The sequence below is a fragment of the Nonomuraea sp. B12E4 genome (genome assembly GCF_039871825.1).
In the GTDB taxonomy this organism is placed as follows: Bacteria; Actinomycetota; Actinomycetes; order Streptosporangiales; family Streptosporangiaceae; genus Nonomuraea.
In genome coordinates this window covers 110890-123936 of the sequence record NZ_JBDPME010000011.1, presented here as the reverse complement: position 1 = coordinate 123936, position 13047 = coordinate 110890, and the positions used below count along the sequence as shown (strand labels likewise).

Annotated in this window: 15 protein-coding genes; 8 read left to right on the top strand and 7 right to left on the bottom strand. The window is 71.9% G+C overall.

Annotation, left to right across the window (positions count from 1 at the left end; translation table 11 throughout):
- Positions 1 to 47 precede the first annotated feature (47 nt).
- From ABGB18_RS25070 to ABGB18_RS25060, 3 genes are all read right to left on the bottom strand, one after another.
- Entirely contained in the window at positions 48 to 1094 is a 1047-nt protein-coding gene (locus tag ABGB18_RS25070) for an aldo/keto reductase (protein ID WP_347698025.1), read from the bottom strand.
- 45 nt (positions 1095 to 1139) lie between these two features.
- Positions 1140 to 1949, bottom strand: coding sequence for an alpha/beta hydrolase (locus ABGB18_RS25065; RefSeq protein ID WP_347698024.1), 810 nt, complete (start codon positions 1947 to 1949; stop codon positions 1140 to 1142).
- 126 nt (positions 1950 to 2075) lie between these two features.
- Complete coding sequence (locus tag ABGB18_RS25060; RefSeq protein ID WP_347698023.1) at positions 2076 to 2318, bottom strand: MarR family transcriptional regulator; 243 nt, start codon at positions 2316 to 2318, stop codon at positions 2076 to 2078.
- A 20-nt stretch (positions 2319 to 2338) separates the two neighbouring features.
- On the opposite strand from ABGB18_RS25060, the gene ABGB18_RS25055 reads away from it, so the two are divergent.
- A complete protein-coding gene (locus ABGB18_RS25055; protein ID WP_347698022.1) occupies positions 2339 to 2563 on the top strand; it encodes a hypothetical protein in 225 nt (74 codons plus the stop codon).
- Positions 2564 to 2594: 31 nt separating this feature from the next.
- Here ABGB18_RS25055 and ABGB18_RS25050 read toward each other — a convergent pair whose 3' ends face one another.
- Positions 2595 to 4043 carry an alkaline phosphatase PhoX gene (locus ABGB18_RS25050; RefSeq protein WP_347698021.1) on the bottom strand — a complete coding sequence of 483 codons (1449 nt, stop codon included), beginning with the start codon at positions 4041 to 4043 and terminating at the stop codon, positions 2595 to 2597.
- Between the two features lie 317 nt (positions 4044 to 4360).
- Here ABGB18_RS25050 and ABGB18_RS25045 point away from each other — a divergent pair, with 317 nt between their 5' ends.
- The 4 genes from ABGB18_RS25045 to ABGB18_RS25030 all read left to right on the top strand — a co-directional run bounded on the left by ABGB18_RS25045 (position 4361) and on the right by ABGB18_RS25030 (position 8120).
- Complete coding sequence (locus ABGB18_RS25045) at positions 4361 to 5236, top strand: hypothetical protein (protein ID WP_347698020.1); 876 nt, start codon at positions 4361 to 4363, stop codon at positions 5234 to 5236.
- Between the two features lie 174 nt (positions 5237 to 5410).
- Positions 5411 to 6661: an NAD(P)/FAD-dependent oxidoreductase gene (locus ABGB18_RS25040; RefSeq protein ID WP_347698019.1), complete on the top strand. Its 1251-nt coding sequence runs from the start codon at positions 5411 to 5413 to the stop codon at positions 6659 to 6661.
- Positions 6661 to 7617, top strand: a complete 957-nt coding sequence (locus ABGB18_RS25035; RefSeq protein WP_347698018.1) for a DUF523 and DUF1722 domain-containing protein — start codon at positions 6661 to 6663, stop codon at positions 7615 to 7617. The genes ABGB18_RS25040 and ABGB18_RS25035 overlap by 1 nt, the downstream gene beginning before the upstream one ends.
- Positions 7618 to 7763: 146 nt before the next feature.
- Positions 7764 to 8120: a hypothetical protein gene (locus ABGB18_RS25030; protein WP_347698017.1), complete on the top strand. Its 357-nt coding sequence runs from the start codon at positions 7764 to 7766 to the stop codon at positions 8118 to 8120.
- Here the strand turns inward: ABGB18_RS25030 and ABGB18_RS25025 are convergent.
- The 3 genes from ABGB18_RS25025 to ABGB18_RS25015 form a co-directional block, all read right to left on the bottom strand.
- Positions 8092 to 8508: an SPW repeat protein gene (locus tag ABGB18_RS25025; protein WP_347698016.1), complete on the bottom strand. Its 417-nt coding sequence runs from the start codon at positions 8506 to 8508 to the stop codon at positions 8092 to 8094. The two genes, ABGB18_RS25030 and ABGB18_RS25025, sit on opposite strands and share 29 nt — an antisense overlap.
- 125 nt (positions 8509 to 8633) lie before the next feature.
- Entirely contained in the window at positions 8634 to 8912 is a 279-nt protein-coding gene (locus tag ABGB18_RS25020) for a hypothetical protein (protein WP_347698015.1), read from the bottom strand.
- A 102-nt stretch (positions 8913 to 9014) separates the two neighbouring features.
- The gene (locus ABGB18_RS25015; protein WP_347698168.1) at positions 9015 to 9449 is read right to left on the bottom strand and encodes a CBS domain-containing protein; all 435 of its coding nucleotides are present in this window, start codon (positions 9447 to 9449) and stop codon (positions 9015 to 9017) included.
- A gap of 496 nt (positions 9450 to 9945) precedes the next feature.
- On the opposite strand from ABGB18_RS25015, the gene ABGB18_RS25010 reads away from it, so the two are divergent.
- Genes ABGB18_RS25010 through ABGB18_RS25000 form a run of 3 tightly spaced genes read left to right on the top strand, consistent with a single transcriptional unit; the run spans position 9946 to position 13045 of the window.
- A complete protein-coding gene (locus ABGB18_RS25010; protein ID WP_347698014.1) occupies positions 9946 to 10962 on the top strand; it encodes a hypothetical protein in 1017 nt (338 codons plus the stop codon).
- Positions 10963 to 11015: 53 nt separating this feature from the next.
- Positions 11016 to 11960, top strand: coding sequence for a hypothetical protein (locus ABGB18_RS25005; protein WP_347698013.1), 945 nt, complete (start codon positions 11016 to 11018; stop codon positions 11958 to 11960).
- Positions 11957 to 13045 carry an FAD-dependent oxidoreductase gene (locus tag ABGB18_RS25000; RefSeq protein WP_347698012.1) on the top strand — a complete coding sequence of 363 codons (1089 nt, stop codon included), beginning with the start codon at positions 11957 to 11959 and terminating at the stop codon, positions 13043 to 13045. The genes ABGB18_RS25005 and ABGB18_RS25000 overlap by 4 nt, the downstream gene beginning before the upstream one ends.
- The last annotated feature ends 2 nt before the right edge of the window (positions 13046 to 13047 follow it).

Sequence of the window (13047 nt, the reverse complement as noted above, 5' to 3'; positions counted from 1 at the left end):
CGCGGAACAGTGACCGCCGGGTTCCCGGCGGTGTCCGGCCGGGCCGGCTACAGGTGCGGGCCGAGCAGGGTGAGGTCGGCGGGCGAGAGGCGGTCGGACGCGGTCGCCGCCTGGTGCCAGTACGGGTAGAGCAGCGGCTGGCGGCTGACCTCCTCCAGCCGGGACCGCTCCTCGTCCGACAGCTTCAGGTCGGCCGCGGCCAGGTTGTCGGCGAGCTGCTCGCTGGTACGGGCGCCGATCACCAGCGAGGTGACCGCCGGGCGGCCCAGCAGCCAGGCCAGCGCCACCTGCGCCGCCGAGACGCCGTGCCCCTCGGCGATGCCGACCAGCACCTCCACCGTGTCGTAGAGCTGCTCCTGGTCGCGGACCGGCGGCTCGTTCCACTCGGTGAGCTGGCGTCCCTCGGCCGGCTGCACACCCCGGCGGTAGCGGCCGGACAGCAGACCGCCGGCCAGCGGGCTCCACACCAGCACGCCGAGGCCCTGGTCGACGGCGGCCGGGATCAGCTCGTACTCGGCATCGCGGGCCTGCAGCGAGTAGTAGATCTGCTGGCTGGCGAAGCGCGGCAGGCCGAGCCGGTCGGCGGTGCCCAGAGCCTTCATGAGCTGCCAGCCGGCGTAGTTGGAGACGCCCACGTACCGGACCTTGCCGGAGGTCACCAGGTGGTCCAGCGCGGCCAGGGTCTCCTCCAGCGGAGTGCGCCCGTCCCACTCGTGCACCTGGTAGAGGTCGATGTGGTCGGTGCCGAGCCGGCGCAGGCTCGCCTCGGCACCGGTGATCACGTGATGCCGGGACAGTCCGGCGTCGTTGGGGCCGCCGCCCATCGACATGCGTACTTTGGTGGCCAGCAGCACCTCGTCGCGGCGTCCCTCGATCGCCTTGCCGACGATCTCCTCCGACAGGCCGGCGGAGTAGACGTCGGCGGTGTCGATGAGGTTGACCCCGGCGTCCAGGCACATGTCGATCTGCCTGCGCGCCTCCTCCACACCGGTGGACCCGACGTAGGCGAACTTGCCTGTGCCGCCGAAGCTCATGGTCCCCATGGTGAGCACCGATATCCGCAGGCCCGATCGGCCTAGTTCGCGATATTCCATTCCGTCATTATCGCGACGCCGCGGTCCGGCGCCCAGGGTGGGGCCCTACCGCTCCGCCAGCACTTTCCGCAGCACCTGGGCGAATTCCCGGGGCTCGCCGAGGAAACCGCCGTGGTCGCCGGGGAACTCGACCGGCGGCGTGCCGAGCAGCCCGGCCAGGGCCATGGAGGTCCGGTAGGTGACCAGGCCGCCGGAGTCGGCGCCGAGGCCGACCACGATCCGGGCCGGGGCGGCCCGCAGCGCCGCGATGTCGGGCACGTGCCGGGTGGTGCCCCGGATCTCGTGGTCGAAGAAGCGGGCGCTGTCGGCGAGGTCCTGCTCCGAGAACTCCATCGGCGGCGCGCCGTCATCGCCCTCCTCGAAGGTGAAGCCGGCACTGGCCAGGAACTTGAGCTGGGCCGCCAGTGCCCCCTCCCGGTGCAGGGTCGCGATGATGTCCTCGATCCCGGCGCGCTGCTCGGCGGCGTCGGGCAGCAGCTCCAGCAGGGGCGGCTCGTGCGCGACGAGCGTACGCACCCGGCCGGGGTGCCGCTCCGCCAGGGCGAGGCCGGTGACCGCGCCCCCGCTGCTGCCCAGCACATCGGCCGAGTCGGCGCCGAGGGCCTCCATCAGGGCCACCAGGTCGCCGGCCCGCAGCTCGGGGGTGGAGTCCTGCTCGGGGTCGTCGAGCCGGCTGCCGGACATGCCGCGCGGGTCGTGGGTGACGACGGTGTACTCGCCCGCCAGTTCCTCGGCCAGCGGCGCGAACGGGGCGGCGTTCATCGGCGCTCCCGCGAGCAGCAGCAGCGGTCCGGAGCCGCGTACCTCGTAGCGCAGGTGCGCGCCGGGGACGTCGAGGGTGTGGGTGGTGGTCATGCCGGGGTCCTTTCCTTCGCGGCGAGGCGATGAGGGGTCCCACGCGGTCGCGGGGGGCGAAGGTTGGACTCGGGACGGCACGGAAAATCATCGCCGTTCGCGCCGCGACCCGGCACCGCGTGCCGTCTATGCGCGCGGGACGGCCTGCTCCAGCAGATCCTGCGGGACGCGCTGCTGATCAGCGGTGAGACCCGCCAGCGGCGAGTCCTCGACGAGCAGCTCGAGAAGCCGCTCGCGCGTCGTGTCGCCCTCGGCGGTGAGGACGAGCAGCTTGGCGCGGCGGTCGGTGGGATGCGCGCGGCGCTCGATCAGCCCCTGCCTCTCCAGCTTGTCGACGATGAAGGTGGCGTTGGAAGGCTCGCAGGTCATGCGTACGGCGAGCTGCCCCGGTGCGGCGGCGTTCCCTGGCCGCCGGCATGGTGGGCGCCGCGCTGTCGGGTGCCTTCGGCTTCGCCGGAGCGGCGGCCATGATCGCCGGAACACTGCTGTCACGGTCGGAACCGGATCCCGCACCGGGTCCAGGCCGGGCGGAGCACCAGCCCCCGCCCGGCCCCGGGGACGGAGGAGATCAGCAGCGCGGGCAGGCGAACACGTGCCCCGCCCCGCTCGGGTGAGCGGGGCGGGGCAGGTGGTGTGCGGCCGGAGTCAGTCGCGGCCGTGACCGTGGTCGTCGTCGTGGCCGTGACCGTGGTCGTCGTGCTTGGACCACGGGCCGGTGATGGCGAACGTGTAACCGGGGGTCTGGATGCTGGCGAACAGGAACTTCCCGTCGCTGCTGAAGACCACGCCGGCGAACTCGCTGTCGTTCAGGTCGTTGCGGGCCATCGGGTAGGGCGAGCCCTTCTCGGTGACGCCGACCAGGTGCTGCACGCCCTCGCCGTCCTCGGCCATGATGAGGCCGCCGTACGGGGAGACGGTGATGTTGTCCGGACCGTCGTAGTCGGTGTCCTTCTCCGGGTCCGGGTTCACGCCGAAGATCGTCTTGAGGGTCACGGTCTCCGACTCGGGGTCGTAGAACCAGACCTGGCCGTCGTGCTCGTTGGCGCTGCCGTCGTCGTGACGGGCGTAGCTGGAGACGAAGTAGACGCCGCCGTCACCCCACCACTGGCCCTCCAGCTTGCGGCTGCGGGTCACCTTGTCGTCGCCGAGCTGCTTGCGCACCGAGGCGGTCTTGGCGTCGCGGTCGGGCACCTCGACCCACTTCACCTTGTACTTCGTGCCCGGCTGGGTGGCCTCGGACAGGTCGGCGACGTGCTTGCTGCCCTTGTAGCAGGTCATCGCCTCGAGCTCGCCCGCGGTGTCGCCGTCCTTGCCCGTCGCGAGCTTGCGCAGGGCGCCCTTGCCCGGGCGGAAGCCCCGCGGCGGGGTCCAGCGGAAGTACAGCCCGTTGGGGGTGTCGGCGTCCTCGGTGAGGTAGATCTCGGAGTTGCGCGGGTTGACCGCGACGGCCTCGTGCGCGTAGCGGCCGAGGAACTTCAGCGGGACCGGCTGCTGGTTGGCGTCCTTGTCGAACGGGTCCACCTCGAAGACGTAGCCGTGGTCCTTCTTGAGCGCACCGCCGGCCTTGACCTCGGTCTCCTCGCAGGTCAGCCAGGTGTTCCAGGGGGTGACGCCGCCCGCGCAGTTCTGCACGGTGCCGGCCAGGCTGACGTACTCGCGGACCCGCTTGCCGTTGCGGTCCACCACGATGTTGGTGGTGCCGCCGCGGCCGCCCTCGTCGTAGGTGAGGCCCTCCAGCGCGGGCACGCCGTGCGGCTCGTCGCCGCCGATCTCGTGGTTGTTGACCAGGACGCCACCGTTGCCGGTGTGGAAGAAGCCGGTGCCGTCCGCGTCGCTGGGCGTCGGCTCACCGGACTCCAGCTTGGTCACGCCGGCCTGGGCCACGATCTGGTACTTGAAGCCCTTGGGGAGCGCGAGCACCTTCTTCGGGTCGGCGACGACGGGGCCGTATCCCGCGGCACGGGCGACGCCGTTCTGCACCGCCTCCGCGTAGGCAGGTCCGGAAATCGCGTCGATGCTGCCGGCGATGGCGATGCCGAGGCCGCCCGCGGCCCCGGTACGCAGCACATCGCGGCGAGAGAATGAAGAAGCCATTTCAACCCTTTGAGGTAACTACTGGGATATAACACCCAATTCCTCTGGCTTGAACGCGCTCCTGCCCCCTCCAGGCCGCAGCATGAACAGAGGACGAATGACGACTCTCCCGCACCAGGAGTCGCCGGCCGGGGTTTTCCCTTGGCCGCACCCTGGCGGGAGGCGAGGCCACCCGCCTTGCATGACGCCGGAGGTGAGCCGTTGTGACGGTACCGGCGATGGCTCAGGACGACAGGGGACCGGTTCGCCGGCTTCCACCGGACCGGCACCGGGAGGCCTACTCCTGAGGCGGCCTGACCTCGCGCAGCGGCACGCGGGTGCTGTGGCTGCTGCTCCTGCCGTTCCTGCTGGCCAACATGGCCGGCTGGATGTGCTCGGAGCTGCTGGCGACCCGGCCGAAGCGGTTCGCGCTGCACCGCGCGGTGACCAGGATCGCGGCGCTCGTGGTGACACTGAACTACCTGCTGCTGGTGAGCTGGATCCCCATCGACTACGTGGGCTACCAGTGCGGCGCCGACCAGAGGTGCTCCGAGACGTGGTGGCTGCAGCCCTTCCAGGCCATGGGCGACCTGCCCGCGGGCCGGATGGCGCTGGCCGCGGTGGTGCCGCTGGTGGCGATCGTGGTGCTGTGGTTCGTGGCGGCCAGGTCCGTACGCCGGTTCGAGGCCGTACCGCCCCTGATGAAGCAGGGGCTCGAACCGTTGCGGGAGCCCGGCAGGGGCGCGGCGGTGCTGTCCGGCCTCGCCGACCGCAGATTCTGGCACGGGCGGCGCGCGGCGGCCAGGCTGGGAGCCGCGCACACGGCGGCCGGGCTGACCGCGCTGCTCGCCTGGCTGACCCACGCGCTGGCCGTCGAGGCCGGCCGGCCGGAGCCGGTGGGGGTGCCGCCTGGCTGGCCTACACCTGGGAGGCCTTCGCGGCGCGGCAGGCCGCCGCCGGCCCGCTCGCCCCGGCCCGAACCGATCATGGTGCTGGCCGGTATGTGGCTCGGGTCGCCGGGCACCTTCCTGAGCGGTGTCCTCTCCCTGTGCACCCTCGTGCTCTACACCGGCAGCGAGATGCCGAAGGCCGCCCAGCGGCTCGCGGTGGCCACCGTGACCAAGCTCCCCACTCACCTGCGGCCGCTGAGCGCAAACCTCCCCGCCAGGCGACCAGCTGGGCGCGGCGGATGGCCACACGGTGGCCTGGCGTAGCGTCGCGAGATCGGCGACGGCCCCCACTCCGGTCAGGGGCGGACCTCGCCATCCGAGCAAGGCCCCACGTTCCGAGCAAGGCCTCGCGATCCGCGCCAGACCCTCCCGGCTGTGGCAAAGGATGATTTAGGTGCCGGGTCGGCGTGCGGGCGTGGGCTGGGGTAGGGCGATCGCATGGGGGACAAGCGCGGGCCCGTGGTCGTCGTGGGTGCCGGGCTGGCGGGGCTGGCCTGCGCCGTACGGCTGCACGAGGCCGGGGTGGCGGTCCGGGTGCTGGAGGCGTCCGACGACGTAGGCGGCCGGGTACGCACCGACGTGGTCGCCGGGTTCCGGCTCGACCGCGGGTTCCAGGTGTTCAACACCGCCTACCCCGAGGCGCGGCGCGTGCTCGACCTCGCCGCCCTGGATCTGCGGCCCTTCTCCGCCGGGCTCCTCGTCCAGCGCGGCGGCGACCGCGTACGGGTGATGCTGCCGTGGCGCCATCCCGAGCACGCGCTGAGCGGCCTGCTGGCCGGCATCGGGTCGCTGCGCGACAAGATGGCCCTGGCCGGGATGACCGCCCACGACATGGCCGTACCCGGATCCTGGTTGCGGTCCGGTCCCGAGCGCAGCACCGCGGACGAGCTGCGCGCGTGGGGCATCTCCAAGCAGATGATCGAGGACCTGCTGCGCCCGTTCCTCGCCGGCGTACTGCTGGAGCGGGACCTGGAGACCTCCAGCAGGGTCTTCCACCTGATCTGGCGGTCCTTCGCCCGCGGCACCGTCGGCCTGCCCGCGCTGGGCATGGGGCGGATCCCGCGGCAGCTCGCGGACCGGCTGCCGGCGGGCGCGACGACGTGCGGCGCGCGGGCGAGCCGGGTGGCGCCCGGGCACGTGGAGCTGGACGGAGGCGGGGAGGTGGGCGGGCGCGCCGTGGTGGTGGCGGCCGACCCCGCGAGCGCCGGCGACCTGCTCGACGAGATCGACGTGCCGCCGATGCGGGCGGTGACCACCTTCTACCACGCCGCTCCGCGCTCGCCCCTGCGCGAGCCCATCCAGGTCATCGACGCCACCGGGGCGATCGCCGACACGCTGGTGCTCACCGACGCGGCCCCCGAATACGCGGCCGACGGCCGGGCGCTGGTGGCCACGTCGGTGCTCGGCGTCACCACCGACGAAGCCCCGGTACGCGACCGGCTGACCGAGATCTTCGGTGACACGTCCTCGTGGGAGCACCTGGCCACCTACCCGATCGCGGCGGCGCTGCCCGCGATGCCTCCGCCCCAGCCTCTGCGACGCCCGGTGCGCTTGTGTGACGGCCTGTACGTATGCGGTGACCACCGCGACACCGGCTCCATCCAGGGCGCCCTGGTCTCCGGCCGGCGCGCGGCGCAGGCGGTCCTGGCCGATCTGGAGCGGACCGGCCCGGCGGAGCCGAAGGAGTGATGATGGAGTACGGCAGGCCCCGGCTCGCGGTGTCGAGCTGCCTGCTCGGTGAGCCGGTCCGGCACAACGGCGGGCACTGCCGGTCCCGGTTCCTGACCGAGGCGCTGACGCCGTTCGTGGACTGGGTGGCGATCTGCCCGGAGATGGAGCTCGGCCTCGGCGCGCCCCGCGAGACGCTGCGCCTGGAGCGCTCGCCGGACGGCCCGCGCCTGATGACGCGCGAGTCCCGCAGGGACCTCACCGCCGCGATGGCGGAGCTGGCCGCCGGCCGGGCAGGGACCCTGCAGGTGGACGGATACATCTTCAAGGCCAAGAGCCCGAGCTGCGGCATCCGCGGCATTCCTCTCTACGCCGGGGACATCGCTGTGGACCGGCGCAACCGCGGCCTGTTCGCGGACGTCGTGATCCGGGCGCATCCGCTGCTGCCGGTCGAGGACGACGGGCGGCTCCATGACGCCGTGCTGCGCGAGGCGTTCGTCGAGCGGGTCTTCGCCCACGCGCGGCTGCGGGAGCTCGTGCGGGGCGGCCCGCGGCCCGGGGACCTGGTGGCGTTCCACGCGCGGCACAAGATGCAGCTCCTGGCCCACTCCCCGGCCGGATACCAGCAAGCCGGCCGCCTGGTGTCCCAGGCGGGCGCCCGTGACCGGGCGGAGCTGATGGACGACTACAGCCTGGTGTTCCGCAGGACGCTGGCCGTCAGGTCCTCGATCGGCCGCAACGTCAACGTGCTGCAGCACTGCCTTGGCATGGTGAGCGACCGGCTCGATCCTGCCCGCCGGGCCGATCTGGCCGAGGTCATCCGGTCCTACCAGCGGCGCGAGGTGGCGCTCAGTGTGCCGCTGGCGTTGCTGCGCCACCACGCCCTCGGCGCGGCGGCCACGTACGTGCAGGAGCAGACCTACTTCGCGCCGTACCCCGAGCGGCTCGGCCTGCGCAACCACATAGCCGGCGTCTGAGCCGCAGGGCGCGGCGGGCTCGCTCACGCGACCGCCTGAGCCGCAACGCGCAGCGGATCACGCCAGCCGTTGGTGCGCATATATGACGGGAAATCACTCCGAATCGAAAGCTCTGCGCAGGGCGCGTGGCGTGCCATACATCGGGGATGGCGCGGATCGTCTTCATCGGGGCCGGTGACGTGGAGCTGCTGCGCCGCGCCCTGTCCGCCCTGCTGCTCGCGTCCGAGCTGCACGGCGAGCTGGAGGTCGTGCTGCACGACGACGACCCGGGCCGGCTGGCGACGGCGGAGACGCTCGTGCGCGCGCTCGACGCCGAGGCGGGCGCGGCGGCGAAGATCCGCAGCGTCTTCGACCGGCGGCAGGCGCTCGCCGACGCCGACTTCGTGGTGAGCCGTGTTCACGTTCAGCGGGCTCAAGGGCTGACGGCCGGGGCTGGTTCCGGGCCGGATCCCCCGTTCCGGCCCGGAACGCTTCTCACCGCAGTTTCGTCATGGCCATGCTGAGGGTGACGAGCCCCAGGATGGCGATGACCGCGCCCACGACCACATTGCTGATGATCGACGCGGTGGTAGCGCCCTCCCCCCGGATCACCCACGGCGCCACGATCGTCCACACGCCGATGAGCGGCGCGGTCCAGGCCAGGCCGTAGGTACGGCCGAAAGCGGAGCTGAAGGCCAGCGCCAGCAATGCCACCGCGAGGCCGGTGATCACGTTGTTCCCGGTGAGCCCCGTGTGACCGGTGAATCCCACGATCCACGGCGAGACCGCGAGGAAAAGCCCGGCCAGCAGGGTCAGCCCGTCCGCGAGCTGAACCGCCGGTTTGGCCGCGGCTGCCTCATACCTTTCGCGCATGCGGATGATGTCGGGATGCTGTTCCATTTCGCGGGTCATCGTCGACACCGCCTTCCCCCATCGGATTGACGGGACCTTTTCCCGCCGGCATGCGTGTCCCTACCCTCACATCCCGCGCCAATACCATTTGCTGCCATTTGTTTACTTTATGAGATCGCGCCAGTTCAGGACCCCTCCACGGGCTCGATCCGGGGGGGCGCGTCGAGCAGGCCCAGGCTGTCCTGCTCGCCCCGGCGCTGAATGACCTCGTTGATCGCCTCCACCATCTCCCGCCGGGTGTAGCCGCCCTCCGGGATCTCGTTGAGGTGCGCGAGCATGTCCGCCGTCAGGCGCGTACGCCTGGACGCGCAGCCGTAGACCTCCCGGACGGGGGCTCGGTCGCGATCGCGGTACACCTCCTCCAGGACCTGTCGCATCTCGCCCAGGAAAACTGGATCCGGCATCTCTGCGTCCCCCCATCGGCCTCACGTTCGTACCGTCACGGGGCCGGACGCGCGGACCCCTGCCGGGTGCCCCGCGCGCCGGCCGCGTGCGGACGCCCCGCGTCAGGCGGCCGCGTAGACGCGGTGCACGAACTCGGCGAGTTTGCTGTCGGGCAGTTCCTTCGCCAGGTCGGCTTCGGTGATCATGCCCACCAGGCGGTGGTTGTCGATCACGGGCAGCCGCCTGATCTGGTGCTGCTCCATCCTCTCCAGCGCCTCCTCGACGCTGCAGGAGGCCTCCACCCACACCAGCCCGTGGGCGAGCTCGCCCGCCGTGATCCGGTCCAGGTCGTGACCCTCGGCACAGCACTTGATCACGATGTCGCGATCGGTGACGATGCCTTTCAGCCGGTCGTCTTCCCCGCAGATCGGCAACGCCCCGACGGACATGTCGCGCATCATCTGCGCCGCGGTACGCAGGCTGTCGTGCTCACCGACACACTGCGCGCCCTCGTGCATCACGTCCTGAACGGTCTTGCCGATTCCCGATATGCTCATCTCTTCCTCCCCGAGCAGGATCGGATGGCCTTTCAACAGAGCCCTACCCACCAGCGCGCGCATCACGAGCGGCACCGCCCCGCGCGCCCGCGCCGAAACCCCGCCACGGCACCCGGCGGGGAAAGCTTGGCCAACTCTTTTCCGGGGCCTACCCGTCGCGGGCGTCGCGTTCCTCGGCCCGGCAACGGCCCGAGCACCCGGAACGACGGCCTCACGTTCCGGGAACGGCCAGCGCGACGGACTCCTTACCAGCTCGACCGCGAGATCCGTACCGGTGGGGAGGGCCGGCGTCGGTATCACGTGTTCGCAGAAGAGGCCCCGAAGGGCCTCTGGGTCGCACTTACTGCTGGTGGCAGGTGCAAGGTTCGAACTTGCGTAGGCTGAGCCGACGGTTTCGCAGATGGTCACGGGTTCCGGTGTGGCCCGGTGGTGGCGGGCCGAAGGGCTTCGAGCCGGAAAATCACCTCGCGGGCGGGGGCGGGCTTTACTAGATTCGATGTTCGTGCGGGAACCGGTCGAAATCGGGTGTGACGAGTCGGGAGCAGAGGGCGAGAAGCTCGTCGGGGGAAACACCGACGTGTTCGCGCACGCCAGTGTCATGATGGACCTCGACTCGGCGGCCGCCTGCATCGGTGAGCTGCGGGCGCGGGCGCCGTCCCCCGTCACCGAGTACAAGGCCAACCACATCCTGCGCGAGAAACACCGGGCGGCGCTGCGCTGGCTGCTCGGCCCGGACGGGCCGGTGCTCGGCCACGTACGCGTCTACCTCACCGACAAGACGTTCCTGGTCATCGGCAAGGTGGTCGAGCTTCTCGCACCGGACGGCACGCCCGGCCCTTTTCCCGATGACCCCTCCCAGGGCATGGCCGCCGTGCTCTACCGGGAGGGACCGGCCGCGTTCGGGGCGAGACGGTGGGCGGCGTTCCTCGACTCCTTCAACTACCTGCTGCGCGCCAAGAACGGCCAGGGCATCGACATGTCCGTCGAGGACGCCTTCCGCCTGGTCGGCGAGTTGCGGACGGCGGACGGCCCGGCGGGCGAGGTGATGGAGCTGCTGTGGCGGGCCAGGCCGCGGGTGGCGGCGTTCCGGGAGCGGCTGCTGCTGGCCGGCCCGGGCGTCTTCCCCGCGCTCGACCCCCTCATCCCGGCCATCGTGCGGGCCGTGACCTCCTGGGGCGGCGCCTCGGAGGGGGTGCCCGGCCGGCCGGTCTCGGTGGTGCACGACCGGCAGACCACGCTGACCGATGAGCGCATCGCCCGGCTGCGGGCGGCCCTGGGGGACTCGCTGGCCGGGTTGCGGCTGGTCGAGTCGCGGCTGGACGCCCGGGTCCAGGTGGCCGACGTGCTGGCGGGCGTGGCCAGGAAGGTCGCCTCCGAGGAGCTCAACGGCCGGGGCGACGCGCGGCTGACGGCGCTGCTGCGCCCGTACGTGGACCCGCACTCCATCTGGGGTGACGAGCGGAGCCGGGCCCTGCTGGCGCCGCCGCCCCCCGGAGAGGTCATGTACCGGTAAATACCAGGACCCCGCCCCTTTCGCCACAGATTGTGACGATAGTGTGACGTACTGTGAACCAATCGAAGTGTGTGGAAATTTCCTGGCCGAGCCTCGGCATCACCGTGGCGGCCGAACTCGACCAGCGCAACCCGGCCCTGGCCCAGTGCCTGTGGGACGCGCTGCCGTACCGCAGCCTGCAGGGGCACGCCCTGGTCGCCGGATATCACCTGTACCACGTCGCCCCGGTCCATTCGCTGCTGCACGCGCCCGCGGAGTACCGCGTGGACCGGCGCACCGTGCCGGACGGCACCCTGTTCTGCTCGCGGTTGCAGCACCTCGGCATCAAGTACGGCGAGCTGACCGAGCCCATGACCGCCACCCCGGTCGGCAAGGTCGCCGACAAGGACCTGGACGCCCTCGTCGAGGCCGGCCGCGAGGTGTGGCGGACCGTCTACACCACCAAGGAGCCCGTCATCGCCGAGGTACGCCGCGCGGGCGGGCCCGGCGGCCACGACCTGCCCCGGCTGCCCGTCGGCGACCCGCACCTGAACGCGCTGGTCACCGACGTACACGCCGAGACCCAGCGCATCTGGCTGGAGCCGCCGCCCGAGCTGCTCGACCTGCACGCGGGCCGCATCCCGTCCGGGGCGGGCAGCTACGAGACGGTCCTGACCACGCTGCTGTTCGTCAACGGCGAGACCCGGCCGCTCGGCTACAGCTGCTACGGCGGCCTCGTACGCGCCGCGCTGGACGGCATGCCGATGCCGTGGCTGCGCCAGATGACCCGCCTGCTGGCCGCCACGCCAGCGGAGTTCCTCGGCTACTGCGGCCTGGACACCCTGTGGGACTTCACCCAGCGGCTGCTGGCCGGGCTGGAGCGCCTGGAGAACCACGAGGACTTCATCGCGACCATGGCCCACATGGCGCTCTACTGCAACTGCCTGGGCGGGTGGAACCTGCACCTGTTCCCGTGGCAGGCGGGCGAGCACCTGCGCCGGGTGCAGGAGGCGGTATGACCGACAGGCGCGTGGTGGTGATCGGCGGCGGCGTCATCGGGCTGTCGATCGCCTTCCACCTGGCCGAGGCCGGGGTGGACACGACGCTGCTGGAGCGGGGGGTGCTCGGTTCGGGCGCCTCCCGCGCCACCGCCGACGTGGTCCGCTCCTACTTCGCCGGCAATCCCGTCAGCTCGGCCCTGGCCGTACGCAGCCTGGCGGCCTACCACGCGTTCCCCGACCGGCCGGGCACCGAGCTGCCGCTGCGGCAGGTCGGCTACCTGGTGCTGTTCACCGAGCAGGAGCAGGTGAACGCGTTCAAGGCCGACCTGCCCGACCAGCGGGCCGCCGGGGTGGACGTGGGCCTGATCAGCGTGGAGGAGGCCAGGGAACGCAACCCGCTGATCGGTGACCTGCCGCTGCTGGGGGCCGCGTACTCGCCGCAGGCCTACATCTCCGACACCACGGCCATCGTCACCGCCTACGCGCGGGCGGCGGAGCAGGCGGGCGCGCGGCTGCGTACCGGCTGTCCCGTCGCCTCCATCGACACCCGGACGGGCCGCGTGACGACGCCGGACGGCGAGATCGCCGCCGACGCGATCATCTGCGCCGCCGGCGCCTGGTCGGCCTCGCTGGTGCGCTGCGCCGGCGTGGACCTGCCGCTCACCGAGCCGATCGAGCAGGAACTGCTCACCACCGACCCGCTGCCGCCGGGCACGCCCGACATTCCGGTCACCCTGCACGCCGCCAGCGGCCTGCTGGTACGGCTGCGCGGCGACCGGCTGCTCATCGGCATGGGCTACCCGGGCCCGGACCGGAAGGCCTGGCGGCGGGAGGTGGCGGAGCGGCTCGCGGCCACGTACCCGAGCCTGGCGGGGCTGGCGCTGCACACGGCGGTCACCGGCCTGCGCGACGCCAGCCCGGACAAGACCGCCTTCATCGGCCACCAGCCGGGCACGCCGGCCTTCCTGTACGCGACCGGCTTCTCCGGGCACGGCCTGTGCAACGCGCCGGCCGCCGGCGAGCTCGTCCGCGACCTCTACCTCGACCAGGATCCCGGATTCGACGTGACGGCCCTGGCCATGAGCCCACGACGCACGGGGTGACA

Excerpts from the sequence above, each read along its gene's own strand:
- ABGB18_RS25070 (WP_347698025.1), bottom strand. The coding sequence starts at position 1,094 with ATGGAATATCGCGAACTAGGCCGATCGGGCCTGCGGATATCGGTGCTC.
- ABGB18_RS25065 (WP_347698024.1), bottom strand. The coding sequence starts at position 1,949 with ATGACCACCACCCACACCCTCGACGTCCCCGGCGCGCACCTGCGCTAC.
- ABGB18_RS25060 (WP_347698023.1), bottom strand. The coding sequence starts at position 2,318 with ATGACCTGCGAGCCTTCCAACGCCACCTTCATCGTCGACAAGCTGGAG.
- ABGB18_RS25050 (WP_347698021.1), bottom strand. The coding sequence starts at position 4,043 with ATGGCTTCTTCATTCTCTCGCCGCGATGTGCTGCGTACCGGGGCCGCG.
- ABGB18_RS25040 (WP_347698019.1), top strand. The coding sequence starts at position 5,411 with ATGGGGGACAAGCGCGGGCCCGTGGTCGTCGTGGGTGCCGGGCTGGCG.
- ABGB18_RS25035 (WP_347698018.1), top strand. The coding sequence starts at position 6,661 with ATGATGGAGTACGGCAGGCCCCGGCTCGCGGTGTCGAGCTGCCTGCTC.
- ABGB18_RS25030 (WP_347698017.1), top strand. The coding sequence starts at position 7,764 with ATGGCGCGGATCGTCTTCATCGGGGCCGGTGACGTGGAGCTGCTGCGC.
- ABGB18_RS25025 (WP_347698016.1), bottom strand. The coding sequence starts at position 8,508 with ATGACCCGCGAAATGGAACAGCATCCCGACATCATCCGCATGCGCGAA.
- ABGB18_RS25020 (WP_347698015.1), bottom strand. The coding sequence starts at position 8,912 with ATGCCGGATCCAGTTTTCCTGGGCGAGATGCGACAGGTCCTGGAGGAG.
- ABGB18_RS25015 (WP_347698168.1), bottom strand. The coding sequence starts at position 9,449 with ATGAGCATATCGGGAATCGGCAAGACCGTTCAGGACGTGATGCACGAG.
- ABGB18_RS25010 (WP_347698014.1), top strand. The coding sequence starts at position 9,946 with ATGTTCGTGCGGGAACCGGTCGAAATCGGGTGTGACGAGTCGGGAGCA.
- ABGB18_RS25000 (WP_347698012.1), top strand. The coding sequence starts at position 11,957 with ATGACCGACAGGCGCGTGGTGGTGATCGGCGGCGGCGTCATCGGGCTG.